At 33.6% G+C, this 22091-nt stretch carries 18 protein-coding genes, 1 tRNA gene and 1 pseudogene; 14 read left to right on the top strand and 6 right to left on the bottom strand.

The genetic code is table 11. The features are described 5' to 3' along the window. The first annotated feature begins 240 nt into the window (after positions 1-240). Positions 241-4347 (top strand): DNA-directed RNA polymerase subunit beta, encoded by a 4107-nt coding sequence (gene rpoB / locus ACFELY_RS04805; protein ID WP_375333783.1) that lies wholly within the window; start codon positions 241-243, stop codon positions 4345-4347. A 391-nt stretch (positions 4348-4738) separates the two neighbouring features. Continuing rightward, positions 4739-8884, top strand: coding sequence for a DNA-directed RNA polymerase subunit beta' (gene rpoC, locus ACFELY_RS04810; RefSeq protein ID WP_375333784.1), 4146 nt, complete (start codon positions 4739-4741; stop codon positions 8882-8884). Here rpoC and ACFELY_RS04815 read toward each other — a convergent pair. Continuing rightward, positions 8859-9104: a palindromic element RPE2 domain-containing protein gene (locus ACFELY_RS04815; RefSeq protein ID WP_375329914.1), complete on the bottom strand. Its 246-nt coding sequence runs from the start codon at positions 9102-9104 to the stop codon at positions 8859-8861. The genes rpoC and ACFELY_RS04815 overlap by 26 nt on opposite strands. Positions 9105-9325: 221 nt before the next feature. Here ACFELY_RS04815 and ACFELY_RS04820 point away from each other — a divergent pair, with 221 nt between their 5' ends. The 4 genes from ACFELY_RS04820 to ACFELY_RS04835 all read left to right on the top strand — a co-directional run bounded on the left by ACFELY_RS04820 (position 9326) and on the right by ACFELY_RS04835 (position 13458). Further along, positions 9326-9502 carry an HIG1 domain-containing protein gene (locus tag ACFELY_RS04820; RefSeq protein ID WP_341748884.1) on the top strand — a complete coding sequence of 59 codons (177 nt, stop codon included), beginning with the start codon at positions 9326-9328 and terminating at the stop codon, positions 9500-9502. 36 nt (positions 9503-9538) lie between these two features. Beyond that, positions 9539-11521: a DNA topoisomerase IV subunit B gene (parE, locus tag ACFELY_RS04825; RefSeq protein WP_341759340.1), complete on the top strand. Its 1983-nt coding sequence runs from the start codon at positions 9539-9541 to the stop codon at positions 11519-11521. Between the two features lie 7 nt (positions 11522-11528). Then, a complete protein-coding gene (locus ACFELY_RS04830) occupies positions 11529-12917 on the top strand; it encodes a S41 family peptidase (protein ID WP_341748886.1) in 1389 nt (462 codons plus the stop codon). A gap of 262 nt (positions 12918-13179) precedes the next feature. Then, complete coding sequence (locus ACFELY_RS04835; protein WP_375334138.1) at positions 13180-13458, top strand: acyloxyacyl hydrolase; 279 nt, start codon at positions 13180-13182, stop codon at positions 13456-13458. 267 nt (positions 13459-13725) lie between these two features. Here ACFELY_RS04835 and ACFELY_RS04840 read toward each other — a convergent pair whose 3' ends face one another. From ACFELY_RS04840 to ACFELY_RS04850, 3 genes and pseudogenes are all read right to left on the bottom strand, one after another. Then, positions 13726-13980, bottom strand: a complete 255-nt coding sequence (locus ACFELY_RS04840; protein ID WP_375333785.1) for a hypothetical protein — start codon at positions 13978-13980, stop codon at positions 13726-13728. A 418-nt stretch (positions 13981-14398) separates the two neighbouring features. Further along, a pseudogene (locus ACFELY_RS04845) lies at positions 14399-14588 on the bottom strand (type I methionyl aminopeptidase); the annotation flags it as partial. Between the two features lie 368 nt (positions 14589-14956). Then, positions 14957-15142 (bottom strand): hypothetical protein, encoded by a 186-nt coding sequence (locus ACFELY_RS04850; protein WP_375329909.1) that lies wholly within the window; start codon positions 15140-15142, stop codon positions 14957-14959. 615 nt (positions 15143-15757) lie between these two features. Here ACFELY_RS04850 and ACFELY_RS04855 point away from each other — a divergent pair. Then, complete coding sequence (locus tag ACFELY_RS04855) at positions 15758-16276, top strand: helix-turn-helix domain-containing protein (RefSeq protein ID WP_341759336.1); 519 nt, start codon at positions 15758-15760, stop codon at positions 16274-16276. Positions 16277-17102: 826 nt separating this feature from the next. Here ACFELY_RS04855 and ACFELY_RS04860 read toward each other — a convergent pair. Together ACFELY_RS04860 and ACFELY_RS04865 are read right to left on the bottom strand one after the other, a co-directional pair. Further along, positions 17103-17177, bottom strand: a tRNA-Glu gene (locus ACFELY_RS04860). 112 nt (positions 17178-17289) lie between these two features. Next, the gene (locus ACFELY_RS04865) at positions 17290-17751 is read right to left on the bottom strand and encodes an outer membrane protein assembly factor BamE (RefSeq protein ID WP_375333786.1); all 462 of its coding nucleotides are present in this window, start codon (positions 17749-17751) and stop codon (positions 17290-17292) included. A gap of 106 nt (positions 17752-17857) precedes the next feature. On the opposite strand from ACFELY_RS04865, the gene rpmF reads away from it, so the two are divergent. The 7 genes from rpmF (at position 17858) to gatC (ending at position 22089) form a co-directional block, all read left to right on the top strand. Next, complete coding sequence (gene rpmF, locus ACFELY_RS04870) at positions 17858-18058, top strand: 50S ribosomal protein L32 (RefSeq protein WP_341750951.1); 201 nt, start codon at positions 17858-17860, stop codon at positions 18056-18058. Positions 18059-18064: 6 nt separating this feature from the next. After that, on the top strand, positions 18065-19018 hold the full coding sequence (locus ACFELY_RS04875; protein ID WP_375329907.1) for a beta-ketoacyl-ACP synthase III: 954 nt from the start codon (positions 18065-18067) through the stop codon (positions 19016-19018). 71 nt (positions 19019-19089) lie between these two features. Then, the gene (locus ACFELY_RS04880; protein ID WP_341759885.1) at positions 19090-19389 is read left to right on the top strand and encodes an HU family DNA-binding protein; all 300 of its coding nucleotides are present in this window, start codon (positions 19090-19092) and stop codon (positions 19387-19389) included. Beyond that, positions 19379-19879, top strand: a complete 501-nt coding sequence (locus ACFELY_RS04885) for a palindromic element RPE1 domain-containing protein (protein WP_375333787.1) — start codon at positions 19379-19381, stop codon at positions 19877-19879. The genes ACFELY_RS04880 and ACFELY_RS04885 overlap by 11 nt, the downstream gene beginning before the upstream one ends. Positions 19880-20247: 368 nt before the next feature. Beyond that, complete coding sequence (gene pyrH, locus ACFELY_RS04890; protein WP_094649315.1) at positions 20248-20964, top strand: UMP kinase; 717 nt, start codon at positions 20248-20250, stop codon at positions 20962-20964. A gap of 5 nt (positions 20965-20969) precedes the next feature. Further along, the gene (gene frr, locus ACFELY_RS04895; RefSeq protein ID WP_375333788.1) at positions 20970-21530 is read left to right on the top strand and encodes a ribosome recycling factor; all 561 of its coding nucleotides are present in this window, start codon (positions 20970-20972) and stop codon (positions 21528-21530) included. A gap of 256 nt (positions 21531-21786) precedes the next feature. Next, entirely contained in the window at positions 21787-22089 is a 303-nt protein-coding gene (gatC, locus tag ACFELY_RS04900; RefSeq protein WP_094649006.1) for an Asp-tRNA(Asn)/Glu-tRNA(Gln) amidotransferase subunit GatC, read from the top strand. Positions 22090-22091: the final 2 nt, after the last annotated feature.

Genomic DNA, 22091 nt, shown 5'->3' on the forward strand with positions numbered 1-22091 from the left:
AATTCTCCAAATAATTCGAACATACATTACTTCTAAATTGAGTTCTTTAAGTGGCTTTTTGTTTGGTTTCAAAACAAAAATTATTGAAAGTTACAATTTTTATCAAAAATATGACAAAAAGTTATGACAGAAACTTTGTTCACAATAACAAGTCTATTTTTTCAAGATTATAGCCGAGTTACCAATTATATATATATTGGTAACTCGTGTTAAGATATAGATAATGAATCGGGAGATTATATGACAACGCAGTCCTTATCAATTGGTAAACGCATAAGAAAGAATTTTGGTCACATAAATTTGGTAGCATCTATACCAAATTTGATTGAGGTTCAGAAAAATTCTTATGAAAAAGGTTTTTTACAATTTGGAGTTAAAGACTTTGAGCGAGAAAACAAAGGATTACAATCAGTATTAAGTTCAATTTTCCCGATTCATGATCCCTCTAATATTGCCTATTTAGAATTTGCTAAATATGAATTTGATAATCCTAAATATGATGTTGAGGAGTGTACACAAAGAGGTCTTAGTTATGCTGCTCCCCTTAAAGTTACATTAAGATTAAGTATTTGGGATATTGACGAAGATACTGGAGCAAGAGAAATTAAAGGCATTAAAGAACAAGAAGTTTATATGGGGGATATTCCCCTGATGACCAAAAATGGTACCTTTGTTATTAATGGTACAGAAAGAGTGGTAGTATCACAGATGCATAGGTCGCCTGGTGTATTCTTCTATCATGATGAAGGCAAAGTTCACTCTTCAGGCAAGTTTTTGTATTCTGCTAGGGTTATACCATATAGAGGATCATGGTTAGATTTTGAATTTGATGCTAAAGATGTTATGTACTTTAGAATAGATAGGAAAAGAAAGCTTTATGTTACTACTCTACTTAGAGCTATTGGAATGTCTACCAGTGAAATTATAAAATTCTATTATGATACAGTAACCTGTTTTACCAAGAATGGATGCTGGGCAACAAAGTTTATACCTGAGTCTATAACCGCTCATAGGCTATCTAATGACTTAGTAGATGCGGATACTGGCAATATCATACTTGCATCTGGTCAAAAGATTACCCCTCGTCTGGCTAAGAAATTTGCTCAAGATGGAGTGAAAAATATTTTGGTAGAAGGGGAGTATTTGGTAGGGAAATATTTAGCACATGATCTTGTTAATCCAAATAATGGTGAAGTACTAGCTGGCATTGGTGAAATGGTTACAATAGATACGCTCGATTCTATTAGGACTCTTGGAATTTTGTCCGTTGATGTACTTGCTATCAATACCCAATCAGGTCCTTACATAAGAAATACCTTATTTGCTGATAAAAACCAAAATTATGAATCAGCATTGATCGACATATTTAGGGTATTAAGACCAGGAGAACCGGCTAACATTGAAGCTGCTAAGATATTATTTAATAATTTATTCTTTGAGCCTGAAAGATATGATCTTTCGGAAGTTGGTCGTATTAAAATGAATTCAAGATTGGAACTTAATATACCAGAGTCTACAGTTATTTTAACTATTGAAGATATAAAACATATTCTTAAGGTTTTAGTAGATCTAAAAGATGGTAAAGGTTCGATAGATGATATTGATCACCTTGGTAACAGAAGAGTTAGGTCAGTTGGTGAACTAATTGAGAATCAATTTAGGATTGGTCTTGTTCGTATGGAGAAGTCAGTACTTGAAAGAATGTCCGTGGTTGATCTTGATGCGGTTATGCCTCATGATTTAGTAAATTCAAAAGTTTTAGTTTCTGTAGTAAAAGAATTTTTTAGTACTTCACAACTTTCTCAGTTTATGGATCAAACTAATCCATTATCAGAAATAACTCATAAGAGAAGATTATCAGCTTTAGGACCTGGTGGAATTAGTAGGGAGAGAGCTGGATTTGAAGTAAGGGACGTTCACCCTACCCATTATGGACGTATTTGCCCAATCGAAACACCAGAAGGACAGAATATCGGTTTGATTAATTCCATGGCTACTTATGCTAGGGTTAATAAACATGGTTTCATTGAAACTCCTTATCGAAAAGTTGTAGATGGTCGTGTAACTGATGAAGTTGTTTACTTGTCAGCTATTGAAGAAGGGAAATATAAAATTGCTCAAGCTAATGCAGCTACCGATCAAAAAGGTTTGTTGCAGGAAGAGTTAATTAATTGCCGGATTGATGGCGGTAATTTTGTTATGCTTACCCCTGCAGAAATAGATTATATTGACGTTACCCCGATGCAAGTTGTTTCTGTTGCTGCATCACTTATTCCATTTTTGGAAAATGATGATGCTAATAGAGCATTGATGGGATCAAACATGCAACGTCAAGCTGTACCACTTATTAGAAGTGATGCCCCTTTAGTTGGTACTGGTATTGAAGGAATTGTTGCCCAAGATTCTGGAGTTTCAGTTGTAGCCTTACATGATGGAATAGTAGAACAAGTTGATTCAACTAGAATAGTAGTGAGAACTAAAGAACAGAAAACAGATGGTTCACCTGGTGTAGACATTTATAATTTATTAAAATTTCAAAGGTCTAACCATAATACTTGTATTAATCAAAAACCATTAATTAATGTTGGTGATTATGTAGTAAAAGGTGAAGTAATTGCTGATGGACCAAGCACCGATAATGGAGAGATAGCTCTTGGTAGGAATGTTCTAGTGGCTTTTCTACCATGGAGTGGTTATAATTTTGAAGATTCGATTTTAATATCAGAACGTATTGTAAAAGATGATGTTTATACTTCAATTCATATTGAAGAATTTGAAATAATTGCTCGAGATACCAGACTTGGTCCTGAAGAAATCACTCGTGATATTCCAAATGTTAGTGATGAAAGTTTACGTCACCTTGACGAAGTAGGTATAGTATATGTTGGGGCAGAAGTAAAACCAGGTGATATTTTGGTGGGTAAGGTTACTCCTAAAAGTGAGTCACCTATGACTCCAGAAGAAAAATTACTCCGAGCTATTTTTGGAGAAAAGGCTTCGGATGTTCGGGACTCCTCTTTACGCGTTCCTTCTGGAATCACTGGTACGGTTGTAGAGGTACGAGTATTTTCCCGTAGGGGAGTAGAAAAAGATGAGCGTGCTATAGCTATTGAAAAACAACAAATTGAAAAATTATCAAAAGATAGAGATGATGAACTTCGAATCATAGAGCATTTTGTTTTTATGCGTTTAGAGAAGATTCTAATAGGACAAATAGTTGTTAGTGGTCCTAAATCCGTAAAGTACGGTCAATTAATTAGCGATCAAATTCTTAAATCATTATCAAAAGGACAGTTTTGGCAGTTGATTGTTGAAGATACTGATGTAATGAATGAAATTGAACAAATTAAACGTCATTATGATGAAAAGAAAGACAGGCTCAATAAGCGTTTTAGTAGTAAAGTAGAAAAATTACAAAGTGGCGATGACTTACCGCAAGGTGCACTTAAAGTTGTGAAAGTATTTATTGCGACTAAACATAAGCTGCAACCTGGAGATAAAATGGCAGGAAGACATGGGAATAAGGGTGTGATCTCCCGTATTATGCCAGAAGAAGATATGCCATTTTTAGAAGATGGTACAGTAGTTGATATAGTTCTTAACCCACTTGGCTTACCTTCACGGATGAATATAGGACAGATTTTAGAGACTCATCTTGGTTGGGCGGCAGTAAGTCTTGGTAAAAAAATATCTTCTATGTTGAATCAAGTTCATAACAATAAAACTGATATAGAAGAGCTTAAATCTTTTGTATCAAAGGTATATGGACATAATTCAACGTCAAAAGATATAAAGAAAATGTCTAATGAAGAAATTATGGCATTTTGTAATAATATTGATAAGGGAGTATATTTTGCAACTCCGGTTTTTGATGGAGCAAAGGTTGAGAATGTAAAAGAAATGCTAACTATGGCAGATCAAGATCCATCAGGTCAAACTAGGTTAATTGATGGTAGAACAGGAGAATATTTCGATCGTACTGTTACAGTTGGCTATAAATATTTCCTAAAACTGCACCATTTGGCTGATGATAAAATTCATGCTCGTTCTATCGGTCCTTATAGTTTGGTAACTCAACAACCATTAGGTGGTAAATCACATTTTGGTGGTCAGAGATTTGGTGAGATGGAATGTTGGGGCTTGCAAGCTTATGGTGCTGCTTATACGTTACAAGAAATGTTAACTGTAAAATCGGACGATGTGGTTGGCAGAATTAAAATTTATGAATCTATTGTTCGAGGTGATAATAATTTTGAATCTGGTATCCCTGAGTCATTTAACGTAATGATCAAAGAGTTTAGATCCTTATGTTTGAATGTGAAGCTTGAAGATACTACAGCAGATTAAAAACTCACCTTACGTATGGCATTTAAAAATATAAGACTGAGGTAAAGGATAAAAAAATGGTGAGCGTTCACAGAAAAAAAAGTTAAAGTACAAGACGTCATTGCGAGGAGCTGCTTTGCGGCGACGCGGTAATCCAAAAAATGACCAGGACTGGATTGCTTCGTAGGCTATGTCTCCTCGCAATGACGTTTGGCAAGCATATTTTTTATTTATTATAAGAAAATAGCAAAAAAACCGTGAATGCTTACAAAAAATTACCAATACTGTAAAAATAATGAAAATGGCTATTAGTGGATCATAAAAATCTGCTATATGTTATAGATATAACAGAATTTATACCTAACCCGATTAGCATTTAGCTGCTGATAAAATTTTTTAAGGAAGAATCTTTATGACAACAGGAATGACAAATTTCTATGGGCAATTGAGCAGTACTCAGCAATTTGATCAAATAAGGATTAATATTGCTAGTCCTGATCAAGTGCGTTCATGGTCTTTTGGTGAGGTGATGAAACCTGAGACGATAAATTATCGTACTTTTAAGCCAGAGAAAGAAGGGTTATTCTGTGCTAGGATTTTTGGACCCGTGAAAGACTATGAGTGTCTTTGTGGTAAATATAAGCGTATGAAATATCGTGGCATTACTTGTGAGAAATGCGGTGTTGAAGTTACTACATCTAGAGTTCGTAGAGAAAGAATGGGGCATATTGAACTAGCAGCACCAGTTGCTCATATATGGTTTTTGAAATCTTTACCATCAAGGATTAGTACATTGCTAGATATGACTATGAAGGATCTAGAAAAAGTTCTGTATTTTGAAAGTTATGTTGTCGTTGATCCTGGATTATCTGCTCTACAGAAAGGTGATCTTTTATCGGAAGATGGTCTGCAAAAGGCACAAGATGAGTATGGAGGAGATAATTTTACGGCTTCTATTGGGGCGGAAGTAGTTCACCAGATGCTTTCAGAACTTGATTTACCTGAATTAAAGAAGAGATTGCAGGACGATTTATTAAATACATCTTCGGAAATTAAAAAGAAGAAGATTGTCAAAAGACTTAAGTTAGTTGAAGATTTTCTGGAATCTGAGAATAAGCCGGAATGGATGATTATGACCGTCCTGCCAATTATTCCACCTGAAATTAGACCATTAGTTATGCTTGATGGAGGAAGATTCGCAACTTCTGATCTTAACGAACTTTATAGAAGAGTTATTAATAGAAATAATAGATTAAAAAGACTACTGGAACTAAAAGCACCGGATATTATCATTCGAAATGAAAAAAGGATGTTACAAGAATCGGTCGATGCATTATTTGATAATGGTCGTCGTGGTAAAGTAGTGAAAAATACTAATAAACGTCCATTTAAGTCACTTAGTGATATGTTAAAAGGTAAACAAGGTCGGCTTCGTCAGAATTTGCTGGGTAAAAGGGTGGATTATTCTGGTCGTTCCGTTATCGTTGTTGGACCAGAGCTTAAGTTGCACCAGTGCGGTTTACCAAAGACCATGGCGTTGGAGTTATTCAAACCATTTATTTATTCAAAGCTTGAATTACATGGAGTTGCTACTACTATAAAAGCTGCTAAAAAAATGGTTGAAGCTGAAAAACCAGAAGTATGGGATATTTTAGAAGAAGTTATACGTGAACACCCGGTATTGCTTAATAGAGCACCAACTTTACACCGTTTAGGTATCCAGGCTTTTGAACCTTTACTGATAGAAGGAAAAGCTATCCAGCTGCATCCTTTAGTCTGTGCTGCATTCAATGCTGATTTTGATGGTGATCAGATGGCAGTACATATCCCTCTTTCAATCGAGGCTCAGCTTGAAGCAAGGGTACTCATGATGTCGACAAACAACATATTGAGTCCGGCAAATGGTCGTCCGATTATCGTACCTGATAAAGACATAGTACTTGGTCTGTATTATTTAACCATGGTTTTTGACAATGAACCTGGTGAAGGAATGGCATTTGCCAACATGTCGGAGGTTGAACATGCATTGTATAATAAGATAATAACTATTCACTCGAAGATAAAATTTCGCCGCAATATGCTTAATGCTGAAGAGGAAGTTGTAGCAACTATGGTGGATACTACCCTTGGTAGATTAATTGTTGGAGAGTTATTGCCTCGTAATTATAATGTTGGATTTAAGTTTGTAAACAAAGCAATGACTAAAAAAGATATATCTGAGGTAATTGATTTAGTGTATCGTCATTGTGGTCAAAAGGCTACGGTAATTTTTGCTGATCAGCTAATGAAACTTGGATTTAAATATGCTTGTTCCTCAGGTATTTCTTTTGGCATGGATGATATGGTTGTACCAAAATCAAAAGATAATCATATTAATGCAACATTAACTGAGGTCAAGGAGTTTGAACAACAATATTCTGATGGTCTAATTACCTATGGTGAAAAATATAATAAAGTAATTGATTCTTGGTCTAGATGCACTGATAAAGTAGCAAATGACATGATGAAAGAAATTGCTATGATGCAGGTTAATGATAAGCCTAATCATCAGAAAGTAAATGCTATATATATGATGGCTACTTCAGGAGCAAGAGGATCGGCAGCACAGATTAAGCAGTTAGCCGGTATGCGTGGTTTGATTTCTAAACCGTCAGGTGAAATTATTGAAACTCCTATTATCTCTAATTTCCGTGAAGGTCTTACTGTTCTTGAATATTTTAATTCCACACATGGTGCTCGTAAAGGTCTAGCTGATACAGCATTGAAAACAGCTAATTCTGGGTATTTAACCCGTAGATTAGTTGATGTTGCTCAAGATTGCATAATTACCGATGAAGATTGTCAAACTACAAAAGGCATAGAAGTAAGAAGTATTATTGATGGTGGTGAAGTTATTGTGTCACTGGCAGAGCAAATTTTAGGCAGAACAGTTGCAATTAACGTCTATCACCCAGTTACTAATGCTCTATTACTAGCAGCTGGTGAATTAATTAACGAAGTAAAATTAGAAGAAATCGAATCTTCTGGTTTAGATGCAGTGCTAGTACGATCTGTTTTAACATGTGAGATCGCTGATGGAATATGTGTAAAATGCTATGGTAGAGATCTAGCTACTGGTTCCTTAGTTTCAGTAGGGGAAGCAATAGGAGTGATTGCTGCCCAGTCAATTGGTGAACCAGGTACTCAGCTAACCATGAGAACTTTCCATATTGGAGGAGCTGCAACAAAAGGTGCAGAAATATCTTCAATAGAAGCCTCTCATGATGCAAAAGTAAAGATTCTAGGACGTAATGTTGTTGTTGATTCTGAAGGTCGTAAGATCGTAATGGGTCGTTCATGTGAGTTATTATTGTTGGATAGCGATAATAATGAGAAAGCAAGACATAAAGTACCGTATGGTGCAAGATTAATAGTTGATGATTCAGATAAGGTAAAAAAGGCACAGAAATTAGTAGAGTGGGATCCGTATACTATTCCAATTATTACCGAGAAATCTGGTAAAATTGCATTCAAAGATATGGTAGAAGGGGTATCAATTCGTGATATTACTGATGAAGCAACTGGTATTTCTAGTAAAGTCATAGTTGAATCAAAACAATATTTACGTGGAGCAGAGTTGCGTCCTCGTATCCAATTAGTTGATGAGAATGGAGAAACTATTGTGCTATCCAATGGTTTAGAGGCTAGATACTATATACCAGTAAATGCTATTTTAAGTGTTGAAGATGGGGCTAAAGTATCGGTAGGTGATATTTTAGCACGTATTCCAAGGGAATCAGCTAAAACCAAAGATATTACTGGTGGTCTTCCAAGGGTAGCTGAACTTGTTGAGGCTAGACGTCCAAAAAATCATGCCGTTATTGCAGAACTAGATGGTAGAGTTGAGTTTGGTAAAGACTATAAGTCAAAAAGGCGTATTATTATTCAGCCAAGTGAAGGTGGTATGCCAATTGAGTATATGGTACCAAAAGGCAAGCATGTTGTGGTTAATGAGGGTGATTTTGTTAAAAAAGGCGATATGTTAATTGATGGTAATCCAGTGTTGCAAGATATTTTAAAAGTAATGGGAGTAGAAGCTCTTACAAGTTACATGGTTGGAGAAATTCAAGCAGTATATCGTTTACAGGGTGTAAAAATTGACGATAAACATATCGAGGTAATAATCCGTCAGATGCTACAAAAAGTAGAGATAACAAATTCTGGTGATACGACATTAATGGTTGATGAGAAGATAGATCATCGCGAATTTGCTGAAATTAATGAAAAAGCTATCAAGAATGGTTTAAGACCGGCGGAAGCTCAGGTAATCTTGCAAGGTATTACTAAGGCATCGCTGCAAACTAGATCGTTTATTTCAGCTGCTTCTTTCCAAGAAACAACAAGAGTTCTAACGGAATCTGCTATAGCTGGAAGAGTTGATAAGTTACGTGGACTGAAAGAAAATGTCATAGTTGGTAGATTAGTACCGGCAGGAACAGGTTTCTACATGAATAGAATGCGTAAATTTGCAGCTAGGCTAGATCAAGAAGAGGTTAATTATCAAAAAACTTTAGATTAATTAACTTATCTTTTATAGCTAATCCGATTAGTATTACAGCAAATTCGTAGGCACATCTATACGTCATTGCTAGGAGTGTGTAAACACGACGAAGCATCCATATATAGTCAATTGATGAGAAGTTGGGGACGTTGTCGCTCGTCGCTCGCCTATTACTTATAGGTGTCGCTCCATCGCTCCTAGCCCCAAATTCTCCTGAATTGACTATAGCAAGCTTCATGGATTGCCACGCTCAAGTATGTTTGCTCGCAATGACGCTAGAAGGTGGATTGCTTCATCGCCACTAAAGTTGGCTTCTCGCAATGACAGTGGTTGTTTTTATCTATGACTTTTAAACTGTTCTGTTGTAGAATCCTACGAATTGGATTTGCAAATGTTGGATTATTCGAGTATATTTCTAATTTTATTGTATATAATAAAGTAATTTTTAGAGATAATTTTGTGGTATATATATTAATTGCTTTAAGTTTGACTACATTAATCTTAGTGCTAGGTGTTGTCTCTATGGCTATTGGCGGGAAAATTGACAAAAAATTTAGTTCCAAGTTAATGTCGTTACGGGTTATATTTCAAGCATTTGCTGTATGTGTTCTTGCTTTTCTCTATCTTTCAAAATAGTATATTCATCAAAAACTTGTAAGTTAACATCATAATATGCTTGATCTATTTAGCTTTAATGAAAAGAAGCCCAAAATTAATAATTCGTATACAGCAAAAGATATTGAAGTATTAGAAGGGCTTGAGCCTGTACGCAAGCGTCCTGGTATGTATATTGGCGGGACGGACGAGAATGCTATGCATCATCTTGTTTCGGAAGTGCTAGATAATGCTATGGATGAAGCTGTTGCTGGTTTTGCTAGCGTTATCACCATAAAGATGCATGTAAATAATAGTATCACTATCTCTGATAATGGTAGAGGGATTCCTGTCGATAATCATCCCAAATTTCCTGATAAATCTGCTCTTGAGGTAATTTTAACTCACCTTCATTCTGGTGGTAAATTTTCAAATAATGTCTATCAAACAGCAGGTGGCTTACATGGAGTTGGCATTTCGGTTGTTAATGCTTTATCCGACTATTTAGAAATTAAAGTATATAAGCAGGGTAAATTATTCAAGCAATCTTATTCCAAAGGACAAAAATTGAATGATTTAACCAGTGAAGATATTGCCAAAAAATTAAGGGGAACATCTATCAATTTTCATCCTGACCCAGAAATTTTTGGAGAGAAACCATCCTTTTCACCAAAAAGAATATATGAATTAGCCAAATCAAAAGCCTATTTGTATAGAGGGGTAACGATAGAGTGGCAATGTGAAGTTGAAACTAAAAGCGATGTTCCAGCAACAGCTCTCATCCATTTTCCAGATGGTTTGAAAGATTATTTAATTTCTAAAATAAATTTGGAAGATTTAGTTAGTGGAGAGATTTTTTGTGGTAATATTGAGTGGGACCAGGATCACATAAAAGTGGAATGGGCAATTGCTTGGCATAAAAATGAAGACCAACCTTTTATCCAATCCTATTGCAACACTATTCCTACCCCTCTTGGGGGAACCCATGAGCAAGGTTTGCGTAGTGCATTACTGCGTGGTATAAAGGTATATGGTGAAATGACCGGTAATAAAAAAACCACTTTACTTACTATTGAGGATATTCTAGAAACTTCTTCTATTGTTTTTTCTGTATTTATCCAAGAGCCAATATTTCAAGGACAAACAAAAGAAAAATTGGTTTCGCCTGGGATTAATAAAATAGTAGAGAACATTGTTAAAGACCATTTTGATCATTGGTTGAGTAGTAATAAACTCGTAGCCAACCAGCTGCTTGAACATATAGTTAATATTGCGGAATACCGAATAAATAAGCGTAACGAAAAAAATATTTCACGTAAAACTGCTACACAAAAATTGCGATTACCAGGTAAATTAGCAGATTGTACAAGAACCTCTCCTAATGGGACGGAATTATTCTTGGTTGAAGGAGATTCTGCCGGGGGATCAGCTAAACAGGCAAGAGATCGAGAAACACAAGCTATTTTACCTCTTAGAGGTAAAATTTTGAATGTTGCCAATGCAACTTTCGAGAAGATTACTAACAACCAAGAAATTCAAGATTTAGAGGTGGCATTAGCCTGTGGTAGTCTTAAAAATTATCGAGAGGAGAATTTGCGTTATGAAAAAATAATAATTATGACAGATGCTGATGTTGACGGAGCTCATATCGCCTCATTGTTAATGACGTTCTTTTATCTTCGTATGCCGAAGTTAATATCTTCAGGTCATTTATATCTTGCCAAACCACCTCTTTATAGATTAACCCAATCTAATAAAACTTACTATGCAGTAAATGATCAACAAAAAACTGATTTAACTGCTAAATTATTAAAAAATAGTAAGGCTAAAATAGATATTGGTCGATTTAAGGGGTTAGGTGAAATGATGCCAGCTCAGTTAAAAGAAACAACAATGAACCCAAAAAATAGAACCATTCTAAAAGTTACTATAGATGATTTTGATAATATTGCTAAGATAGTAGACGATCTTATGGGCAAAAAACCAGAAAAACGTTTTCAGTTCATTTATAATCAGGCTTTAATTAAGATGGATACAATTATAAACAATTTAGATATTTAGGAGTACTATGTTCATACGCTTTATAATGTTATTATCAAGTTTTATCTTTTGTGCCAATATCACATTTGCGGAAGAACCGAAAAAAAAGAACGAATTATCAGATACAGCTTATCTCAAACAATTTCAAGAGGTCTTTGAGCGTATTAATAAAGACTATGTTCAAGAACCGGAAAAACAAAAAATGACCGATGCTGCTATCGAAGGCATGTTAACTTCGCTAGATCCCCATTCTAGCTATTTTACTGATGATGATCTAAAAGATTTTCTTAATGAGACTAAAGGAGAGTTTGGCGGTATTGGTGTTCAAGTGCAGTATGATAATGGTGCCATCAAAGTCATTTCCCCTATTGATGATCTAGCAGCTTATAAGGCGGGTATAAAAGCTGGAGACTATATAGTAGGAGTTAATGATGAGTTTGTATCAACTTTAGGTTTTCATAAATCTGTCAAAGAGATGCGTGGAGAACCAGGAACAAAAGTGAAATTACTGGTGATTACAGAAGGTGAATCTAAGCCAAAAGAAATTGAACTTATCCGCGAAATAGTTACCATTACCCCAGTAAAAGCTCATTTAGAAAAAAATAATATAGCTTATATAAGAATAGGGGCTTTTAATGAACATACCATTGAAGAATTAAAAAAATCTATGAAAACTTTAAAAGATGGCAGTAAAAATAGCATAGAGGGTATTATTCTAGATTTACGTAATAATCCTGGTGGTTTGTTAGAGCAGGCTGTTGCTGTTAGCGAATATTTTATTGATTCTGGAGTAATTGTTACTACCAAGGGAAGAACCAAGAATAGTAATGCGGTATTTAATAGCAATAAATCTGCAGAAAAAGCTCCATTAGTTCCGATGATTGTTCTTATTAATGTTGGCTCTGCCTCAGCTGCAGAAATTGTAGCAGGTAGCTTGCAAGATCATAAAAGAGCGATAATACTTGGCACAAAATCTTTCGGTAAAGGATCTGTACAAAGCTTTTCGGTAATCAGTCCTAGAGCGGCTGTAAAGCTTACTACGGCTAAATATTACACCCCTAATGATCGTTCAATTCAAGCAGAGGGTATCGAACCTGACATATTTGTTGAGATGGTAAAAGTTGAATATCCCGAAACAAAAATGATAGATGGAAGATTCTCTGAAGCTTCTTTAAAAAATTACTTAAAAAACGATAACAAAAAAAATGATGATAAAAAACTAGACTCTACAAATAAAGATAAAGAGGCTATTAAGAAAACAGATGATACTACAAAAGATAAAGATAAAACAAAAACGACTGAATCGAAAAATACTCTAGACCAACTATCTGATCTTTATAAAAAAGATTATCAATTTGCTAGAGCTTATGATTTGATTATGGGATTAATTTTAACTAATAAAGCAAAAGGGCATTGAGTTATATGAAATATAAAAAAATACATCACTTAATCTTTTTAATTCTTTTATTAATTGGTTCAAGAACTCTGGCTGACGAAATGAGAATTGGAGTATTGAGACATGATTTAGGGTATAAATTTGGACTAAAGGGTAAATTAAGACAACGTTATGAGAAGGGTTCTGACATTATTTAGAATATCTTTTTAGTGACGAATACAAATTTTTATTTGGTTATCCTCATATAGGGACAAATATTAACAATCAGAAATATACTAGCAATATCTATACTGGGATTACTTGGCATTTTGATATCATGAAATATGTATTTTTAGAGGCAACTTTTGGATTTGGAATTCATAATGGTGAAGTAGAAAAATTACAGCAAAGAAGACGAGCCTTAGGAACAAGATTCTTATTTAGAGAAAGTCTTAGTTTAGGGGTAATGATTCAAGAGAAGCACAGTGTTGCTGTAATTATTGACCACTTATCTAATGCTGGTCTTGGGAAATTTAACCCTGGTTTAACTAATTTAGGTATGCGGTATGGTTATAAATTTTAATAGACTTACCTAGGATCTGTGAACAAAATTTTAATTGTCTAGGTTTTGAGTGTTTTTAAGCGAAAATTAATAAGATTTTTGTAGGAATAGTGTACCTATTTCAAAAAATCTTATAATTTGCAGCTAAAAAGAGTCAAAATCTAGTAATTTAAATTTTGTTCACAGATACTAGCATTCCTTGCTTTTACTATAAATCTCTAGAAACCTATTTCAAGATACAACCATACAAATTGACTATCCCAGATTTTACAATACAATTCAATTATTTTATTTCTTTGTATCTTGAGTATTATCGATAGTTGTTGATTGTTGTTGCTTCATCAATTTGTTCTTTTCTTCTATTGAATTAAGGAAAAAATAAGTAAATGTTAGAAATCCAATTAGCATAGGAATAAAAACAAATATAATGGCATTGCGTTTTCTAACAGATTCTTCACGATCTAAACGACTCTCCTGTTCTTCATATGTTTCCCCCAATTCATTACGCCATACATCTTCTTGTTCTGAATTATTTTCTAGCATTTTATACCTTCTATTAAATATTATTTACAATGGTTTAGATTATGTTAAAGTTTCTAAAGTAATCTAATTCTAGCTATTTTGTTACTAATAAACAGTTCAATTAGAAACCTTCATAAAGCATAGTAATTAAACTACAAAAATTATATATAAATTTAAATTAAATTAATATTTATTTTTGATTGTATTAATTTAAATTGAATTTATTGTAAAGATTATATGGTTTCTAATTAGCTGTAACACCTTGCTATATCAATAATTTAGCCAATTTATGATATTATAATGGTAAAAAAAATATATTGCTAAAATGCTACAAAGCTAATTTTTTTAGATATATACTCAATTAACCTGAAGAGTTGGTGACGTACTCAGGAATAATGATGTAGAAATTGTTATTTATTATAATATTACAAGTCAGATTTTATGATGATAACGTAAATATTTCAAAACCATTTTGTATGACACCATATAGTATGCTCAAACTGTGCAGAAAATGATTTATCACAAGTGGTTACCGTCCATTCGTCTAAATGACTAAGGGTAGTCTTGTAACTTCCAGTATTTACCATGGACTCTGTGGTAAAGAACATTCCCTGTTCTAAAACAAATCCCTATTGAATGTGTAATCTATCTAATACTACAGTTGTAGATTGAATGTGAGTGTTCACGGAAAAAAGGTTAAAGTATAAGATGTCATTGCGAGGAGGTTGCCAGACCGACGAAGCAATCCAGGAAAGTGATTAGAAATGGATTGCTTCGTTGACCTTACGGTCTCCTCGCAATGACGCTTGGTGATCAGGTTTTTTTATTCATCACAAAAAAATCGTGAATGCTCACATCTAAACTACAACTGTAGTACTAAGATTGCTTGATATTTGCTAATTGCTTGTTTAGAAGAAAGACCAGGAATATACTGGAAATCTGTTATTCTATTCTTAAACAATTGCTGATTAACAACATTATCATTCTTTGCTGTTAACTACAGCCCATGTGATATTAACTCTGCTTTTTGTTTTGCTAGTTCATAATGCTTAACTATTTTTTTTAATGTTTCTTCAGGTGATTTTTTCCTATCATTATGATGTTTCTTCTTTTCTTCTTGAACCTCATTACTATCCTCTTGAAGAATATTAGTGGGTGTTAATAATTGGGATGTATCTTTCATAATTCTACTCTATTAGATATAAAAATGATTTAATACAACTAACCCAATGAGTATTTGTCTTATTTAAATAAAAAAGTGTTCCCGCACAAGCGAAAGTTTATAATATCTCAGGGTTTTGGAATACTATTTTAGTTCCCTATATGCGAGGATAGCAAATTATTATCCAGATAAATACTAATCGGGTTAGCTATAATACAGTATATTGATAGTGCTTAACGTTATAGGATTGCAAGGATAATGGAGTTTGACTATTTGAAGAAATTTGTATATGTTCATAGTTAACACCTCAATAATGGGTTTTTAATAGCAATGCTATTGGATTAATTTCGCTAGTAAGTACTTTTAAGCCGCAAAACCTTCAAGTACTTACTAGTTTACTCAATGTAACATTCAAGGTTTAGCTTATTAATAAGCTAAATGTTTGAATATTACACTGGATTCTTTAGTTTGAGACTTGCCAAAATATACCATTTTGGTTTTTAAAAATTAGTTCAGTAATTACTGTTTTTTATGATCTCATCCTGTTCTTAAGAGTCTAATATAGTTATTTTGGGGTGTCAAGTAAAATACCCTTTCTTTTAGGATATTTTTATACTAACTTGATTCAAAATACTTATGACTCTTTCGCAGCAAGTACAGATTTTCCTTAAACAACAATTAAAAGAAAATCACTTAAAAAGGAAATATTTTGTACAAAAAAGTGGTATTCCACCTTCAACTGTCGGGAAACTTATTAAAGCTGAATACCGTAATATAGGTCTTAAAACTTTATTATGTATAGCCAACTATTTTAAATGTTCAATAGATAGGGTTGTTTGCAGAATTAGTTATGTATTGCCACATGAGGAAAAACAAGAATTTTTTAATATATCAATAGATGATGTTAATGCTAACTTAAGACACTTTCTTTGCAGAAAGCTAAAAGAACAAAATTTAAATCCTTATAAATTAGCAAAAAAATGTGGCTTTAGTGAAACAGCTATATTTAATTTTATAAAAGAAAATAATAATGCTAAAAAAAGCCTTGGTAGTGCAGTCACCATAGCCCTAGCAGACTATTTCCAAATATCACTAGATGAAATGGTTGGCAGAATTAATCCTACTACTTCTGATAATGATAAACCTTCTCAATAGCAAACTGATGTTATGGCGAGCTGATATATACTCAATTGACCTGAAGAGTTGGTGAAATGATCAGGAATAATGGTTTAACCTCCGTAATCTCCCATAATAATTTAGTAATATTTTCAAAAAACAGTCTATTTTTTGTGTAAATTTCTCAAAATCCCAATGAATATTAGTCATATCTGATTGTTTCTCATCTCCACCTCCAGTCAGACATTATGGGATCGTTGAAGGATAAAAAATTGTTCTAATTTCAAAGAAAATCTTTTGTCCAAAAAATTACAAAGAAATCATCAACTCTGATGTTTTTAAAAGATTGCAATTTTTTTTATAAATTTTAGCTTTTTGTTCTGTCAGATACTTAATTTTACATAGTAAGAACGGTTAAGCATTTCAAATTAAAACATATTGCATTCATAAATTCAGTGAATTGATTTTTTGCAATACAAATTCCTATTTTCTTTCTACTCTAGTTTCGCAAGAGCATAGTGTTATTCAAAATAAACTCTATAGATTGGTGGATTTCTTAGCAGATGGCACCTTAAACTAGAGAAGAATTTTTTTGTAAGAAAGCTCAATTAAAGGGAAGACAGTATGAATTAACTGAATTAATTAAGAGTTATGACAAAGTAGATGATAAGTTTTCTAAAAAGATTGTAGACCTTATATGTATCAGCACGAACGTCTATGAAACTTTTAAAGGTTCGACAATTGCTGAAAAAATGTAATTATTAAATTTTATATTTTCGAGCCTAACACTCGAGGGCTGTAAACTGCATTACGTTCTGGCTTTTCCATTTACAGAATTGCAAAGAAGTAGCAACTTGTACGGTAATGGTGACCCCTACGGGACTTGAACCCGTGTTTTCACCGTGAAAGGGTAACGTCCTAACCGCTAGACGAAGGGGCCATAAACTCTTTAGTTCGTCTATTAACTCTTAGCAATGAATCTAATTCGAATGATTTTAAGAACTAGTAGCGTTCAGTTTATACAGTATCTATGAAATATTGCAAGCATGATTTTATTGTTTCTTCTTCTTTTTTCCCTCTGTAGTTTTATTGAACCTACCAATATTCTTTACAAATTTTTGTAGTCCGTTTAATTCTGTACCATAAGTTTTCGTATATTCTCCCATTATATTTATATCATCTTTATGCGAATCACTAAGTACTAAAACTTCCTCAATTACATCTTTTTTATTAAAAGTAATTTTTACTATTTTTTGTTCAATTACTTTTGGTTCAAGCCATGCTCTCCTAGCTAAAGAACGTTGAACATAATACCAAGTATTAGGAGTGTAGTCAGGTATAATTGTTGGTGTACCAATTAAATCCTCTACCTCTGATTTGCTAAGCCTTTTTTCTTCAAGTGTAGCTAATAAATTATCATCAACATACTGTCCCCTTGATTCTATAGTTTTACAACTACATAATGTGAATAATATGGATGAAATAGCAAAAGTTCGAATTATAAAAAATTTCATAAAGTTTATGTTTAAAATACCTAGATTTTGTAATGGAAGTATAATATACTGCTATATCGATTTGACAAATACTTTTTATCCTAAAGTGTAATTTTTAAGAGGCTATATGGCAGTTCCAAAAAAGAAAACATCAAAATCAAGACGCAATATGAGGCGTTCTCACCTTGCACTTGGTAAAATTAATGTAGTAATAGATTCTCAGACAGGAGAATATAAGCTTCCTCATCACATATCTTTAGCTGATGGCACATATAATGGTCGTCAAGTTATTGTCCAGAAGCAAGAAAAAGATGAAGAAGTAGCATAAACCACAATGGCTTGTAAAATTCTTGGGTGTGGAGCCTATTTGCCGGAGCGTATTATTACTAACGCAGAATTGTCGCTATCGGTTGATACTAACGATGAATGGATTCGCTCAAGGACTGGTATATTACAAAGACATATTGCGGCTGATGATGAGTATACATCACATTTAGCTATTAAAGCTAGCCAAAATGCTATAGATGATGCTGGATTAAATCCAGCATCTATAGATTTGATAATTACCTGTACCACTACTCCGGATAATAGCTTTCCTTCTACCGCCTCTAAGTTACAAGGTTATCTAGGGCTTAGTAATGTACCTTCATTTGACCTACAGGCAGTATGCTCGGGGTTTATATATGGTTTACATGTTGCCGACTCTTTGATCAAATCTAGAAAATATAAAACCATATTATTAGTTGGTGCTGAAAAAATGTCATCTCTAATGGACTGGAGCGATAGAGCTACTTGTATTTTATTTGGTGACGGTGCCGGTGCGGTAATTTTGCAATATAGTGATGATAACTCCGGTATAATAGATAGTAATATCTATTCGGATGGTCGTTATCACGATATTCTTTATACTGATGGTGGTGTAAGTAGTAATGGCAAAACCGGTAAAATAAAAATGAAAGGACAGGAAGTTTTTAGACATGCAGTAGAAAAGATGAGTAAGGTAGCCGAAGAAATATTGCATAATAATAATTTTACCATAGATGATGTTAATCATTTTATTCCACATCAGGCAAATGTAAGAATTATAGATGCAGTTGTGGAGCGACTAAAGATTAATCCAAGTAAAGTAGTAAAAACAGTTGCAAAACATGCTAATTGTTCGGCTGCTTCAATTCCTTTAGCTCTTGCTTCTCTAAAATCTTACGGTAATATTAAAAAAGGCGATCTATTGCTTTTTACGGCTATTGGTGCTGGAGTAACTTGGGGTTCGGCTCTAATCAGATGGTAGAAATTATGGTTGATTCAGGTAGACTTTATGATGGTAAGAGAGAAGAGAACAGCTTGAGTGAGTCCAAATCAATTAACTATACTACTTCTATTACTAAAGAAAAAATTGCTTATATGTTAAAAGCTAAATTGGGGCTATCAAACCTTATATGCGAAGAAATAGTCGAACAAATATTTAGCAATATTCAGCAAATAGTAAGCAAGCAAAGATTGACGTTAGTAGGTTTTGGTAGCTTCTGTACTAGCATAAAAAAACCTAGACCTGGTATAAATTTTCATACAAAAGAAGCGGTTATAATTCCAGAAAAAGAAGTAATACGTTTTATACCAGCTAGAAAATTAAAATTATTAATTAATAAAAATGCAGGATAAGAAATATTATTCTATTGGTGAAGTAACAAAAATTCTAAATATTCACTCTCACCAACTAAGATATCTAGAAAGTATATTGCCAAACATATCTATACATAAGATACGTAATAGACGATATTATACAAGCCAGGATATTGAGTATTTGAAGACCCAGATGATAACAAAGAATAGACTTCTTGCAAAACTCGCTTATGCACAAGGATTTGAAGGAGACGCTTCACCTCGAACCGCAGCGTACTCTAGCGTACGTGAGGATTCGAGTACCGCATCATTGTCTAAATTACCAGCAGAACTAGAGTTTTGCAAGAGGTCTAATGTATCGATAGAATTAGAGCCGCCTCTTGAGCTATTAGGTAATCAAATAAATAAGATTGATTGTCTAATCAAAAATTTTTATGAATTATCGTTAACTATCCAGCAAATTCTTTCTGGAAGCCGTCATTACGAGGAGCCACTTTGTGGCAACGAAGTAATCCAGGAAAGTGATTAGAAAGGATTGCTTTGACCATTAGACTTCCTGCATAAGTCAAAGAAGCACTCGGGATTTTTAGGCGAAACGAAGCCTGCTACCTTCGTATACACAAACGTATATGAGGAGCGGAGGCGAGTTTCGACAACAAAATCCCGAGTGCTTCTTTGACTTATGCAGGAAGTCTATTATATTTAACTTGATAAGTGTAATCATACCTTGTTTTAAACTAATATTTTTAAATTTATAATAGTTGTAAAACAACTATAATACTTGACAAAAATAATAGTTTGATTAGTTTTAGTAGTTATAAGAGGCTCCTCCCACAGCTATCAAATAGGTTTGTGTAGAATTATATAAATCAATAATTTAACAACAATGTAAAATTTATGTCACATTTAAAATATAAACGGGTTTTGCTAAAAGTTTCTGGCGAAGCCTTAATGGGTGACAAGCAATTTGGTCACGAATATTCTGTAATATTAAGGATTGCTGAGGATATAAAGGAAGCAATAGATATTGGTGTACAGGTATGTGTGGTTGTTGGCGGTGGTAATATTTATCGTGGAACTAATTCTGCATTTGGTATTGAAAGAGCTGCTGGTGATTATATTGGTATGCTTGGTACGGTAATAAATGCACTTACTTTACAAAATATTATGGAAAGTTTAGGTGTTCATACTAGAGTTCTTTCAGCAATCCCCATGATGAGTATTTGTGAGCCTTATATACGTCGTAAAGCAAAAAGACATATAGAAAAAGGTAGAGTAGTAATTTTTTCCGGCGGAACTGGTAATCCATTTTGCACTACCGATAGTGCGGGTGTCCTAAGAGCCATTGAAATGAGTTGTGATTTATTATTAAAAGGCACTAAAGTTAATGGTGTATATGATTCCGATCCAACGAAAAACCCTAATGCAGTAAAATATTCCACTATCAGTTATACTGATCTTCTAAAAGAGAACTTACAAGTTATGGATATTGCTGCCGTTGCAGTGGCTAGAGAAAATAACTTGCCAATTAAGGTATTTTCAATTAGAGAGAAAGGTAACTTTGCAAAAGTACTGCAAGGAAAAGGTGAGTATACAAAAATTCAAGAAGATTAATAGATATGGATAAAACAACTATATATAAAGAGTTACAATCAAAAATGGATAGCTCGTTAAAAATATTGGATCACGAACTTAAGGGACTCAGAACTGGTCGAGCTTCAGTTAATTTACTTGATCCGGTATTGGTTGAAGCCTATGGAGATAAAATGCCTTTGTCACAAGTAGCAAGTCTTTCTACTCCAGATGCCAGGACTATCACGGTGCAAGTGTGGGATAAATCTATGATAAAAGCTGTAGAAAAAGCCATTACTGATGCAAATCTAGGTCTAAATCCATCATCAGATGGGCAATTAGTCAGAATTACCATTCCATTACTTACTGAAGAACGTCGCAAAGAGCTTGTTAAATTTGCTCAAAAATATGGAGAAAATACTAAAATTGCATTGCGTAATATCAGAAGGGACGGCAATGAGGAGTTAAAAAAGTTAGAAAAAGACAATATCATAACTAAGGACGAACATCATAATTTTTCAGAAGAAATCCAAAAATTAACTGATGAGTATAGTAATAAAGTCGACTCGCATGTTAAGCAAAAAGAACAAGAAATAATGACTGTTTAAGTATATTCAACTCAGTGTCATACCTGCGTAAGCAGGTATCTAGATTCCGTACTGAAGCGGGAATGACCATAGTGGGTGGGAATGACAACTTACAATTTGCTTTGCATCATTTTGACGTATTGGATAAGTTACGTAATCGTCCAATGCAAAATAAGTATAATTATTCTTAAAAAATGACTTCATGCTATTAGTGTAGATATATTTCATGCTATAATATTATTTTAAACAACATTGACTGTAAATATTTAGGTATATAATGATTACAAATGAAGAAGTACAAAGAATAGCAAAACTTGCTAGGTTTGATTTTAGCAAAGAGGAAATAAATAGTTTTTCCCAGCAGCTGACTGAGATCATGAATATGATTAACATTTTAAACGATGTAGATTGTAGTAACGTTCAACCACTTACTTCAGTTTGTGGTATGAACCAAAGAATGCGAAAAGATCAAGTATTGTATGGTGATCTCTCTGATGAGTTATTTGCTAACTTACCAAATGATAAAGCAGAACTTGCCAGAGAAGTAAAATGTTTTGTAGTACCAAAAGTAGTAGAGTAAAA

Origin of the sequence: Candidatus Tisiphia endosymbiont of Xenochironomus xenolabis, from assembly GCF_964264705.1 — a bacterium.
GTDB lineage: Bacteria > Pseudomonadota > Alphaproteobacteria > Rickettsiales > Rickettsiaceae > Tisiphia.

Excerpts from the sequence above, each read along its gene's own strand:
- rpoB (WP_375333783.1), top strand. The coding sequence starts at position 241 with ATGACAACGCAGTCCTTATCAATTGGTAAACGCATAAGAAAGAATTTT.
- rpoC (WP_375333784.1), top strand. The coding sequence starts at position 4,739 with ATGACAACAGGAATGACAAATTTCTATGGGCAATTGAGCAGTACTCAG.
- ACFELY_RS04815 (WP_375329914.1), bottom strand. The coding sequence starts at position 9,104 with ATGAAGCTTGCTATAGTCAATTCAGGAGAATTTGGGGCTAGGAGCGAT.
- parE (WP_341759340.1), top strand. The coding sequence starts at position 9,539 with ATGCTTGATCTATTTAGCTTTAATGAAAAGAAGCCCAAAATTAATAAT.
- ACFELY_RS04830 (WP_341748886.1), top strand. The coding sequence starts at position 11,529 with ATGTTCATACGCTTTATAATGTTATTATCAAGTTTTATCTTTTGTGCC.
- ACFELY_RS04840 (WP_375333785.1), bottom strand. The coding sequence starts at position 13,980 with ATGCTAGAAAATAATTCAGAACAAGAAGATGTATGGCGTAATGAATTG.
- ACFELY_RS04850 (WP_375329909.1), bottom strand. The coding sequence starts at position 15,142 with ATGAAAGATACATCCCAATTATTAACACCCACTAATATTCTTCAAGAG.
- ACFELY_RS04855 (WP_341759336.1), top strand. The coding sequence starts at position 15,758 with ATGACTCTTTCGCAGCAAGTACAGATTTTCCTTAAACAACAATTAAAA.
- ACFELY_RS04865 (WP_375333786.1), bottom strand. The coding sequence starts at position 17,751 with ATGAAATTTTTTATAATTCGAACTTTTGCTATTTCATCCATATTATTC.
- rpmF (WP_341750951.1), top strand. The coding sequence starts at position 17,858 with ATGGCAGTTCCAAAAAAGAAAACATCAAAATCAAGACGCAATATGAGG.
- ACFELY_RS04875 (WP_375329907.1), top strand. The coding sequence starts at position 18,065 with ATGGCTTGTAAAATTCTTGGGTGTGGAGCCTATTTGCCGGAGCGTATT.
- ACFELY_RS04885 (WP_375333787.1), top strand. The coding sequence starts at position 19,379 with ATGCAGGATAAGAAATATTATTCTATTGGTGAAGTAACAAAAATTCTA.
- pyrH (WP_094649315.1), top strand. The coding sequence starts at position 20,248 with ATGTCACATTTAAAATATAAACGGGTTTTGCTAAAAGTTTCTGGCGAA.
- frr (WP_375333788.1), top strand. The coding sequence starts at position 20,970 with ATGGATAAAACAACTATATATAAAGAGTTACAATCAAAAATGGATAGC.
- gatC (WP_094649006.1), top strand. The coding sequence starts at position 21,787 with ATGATTACAAATGAAGAAGTACAAAGAATAGCAAAACTTGCTAGGTTT.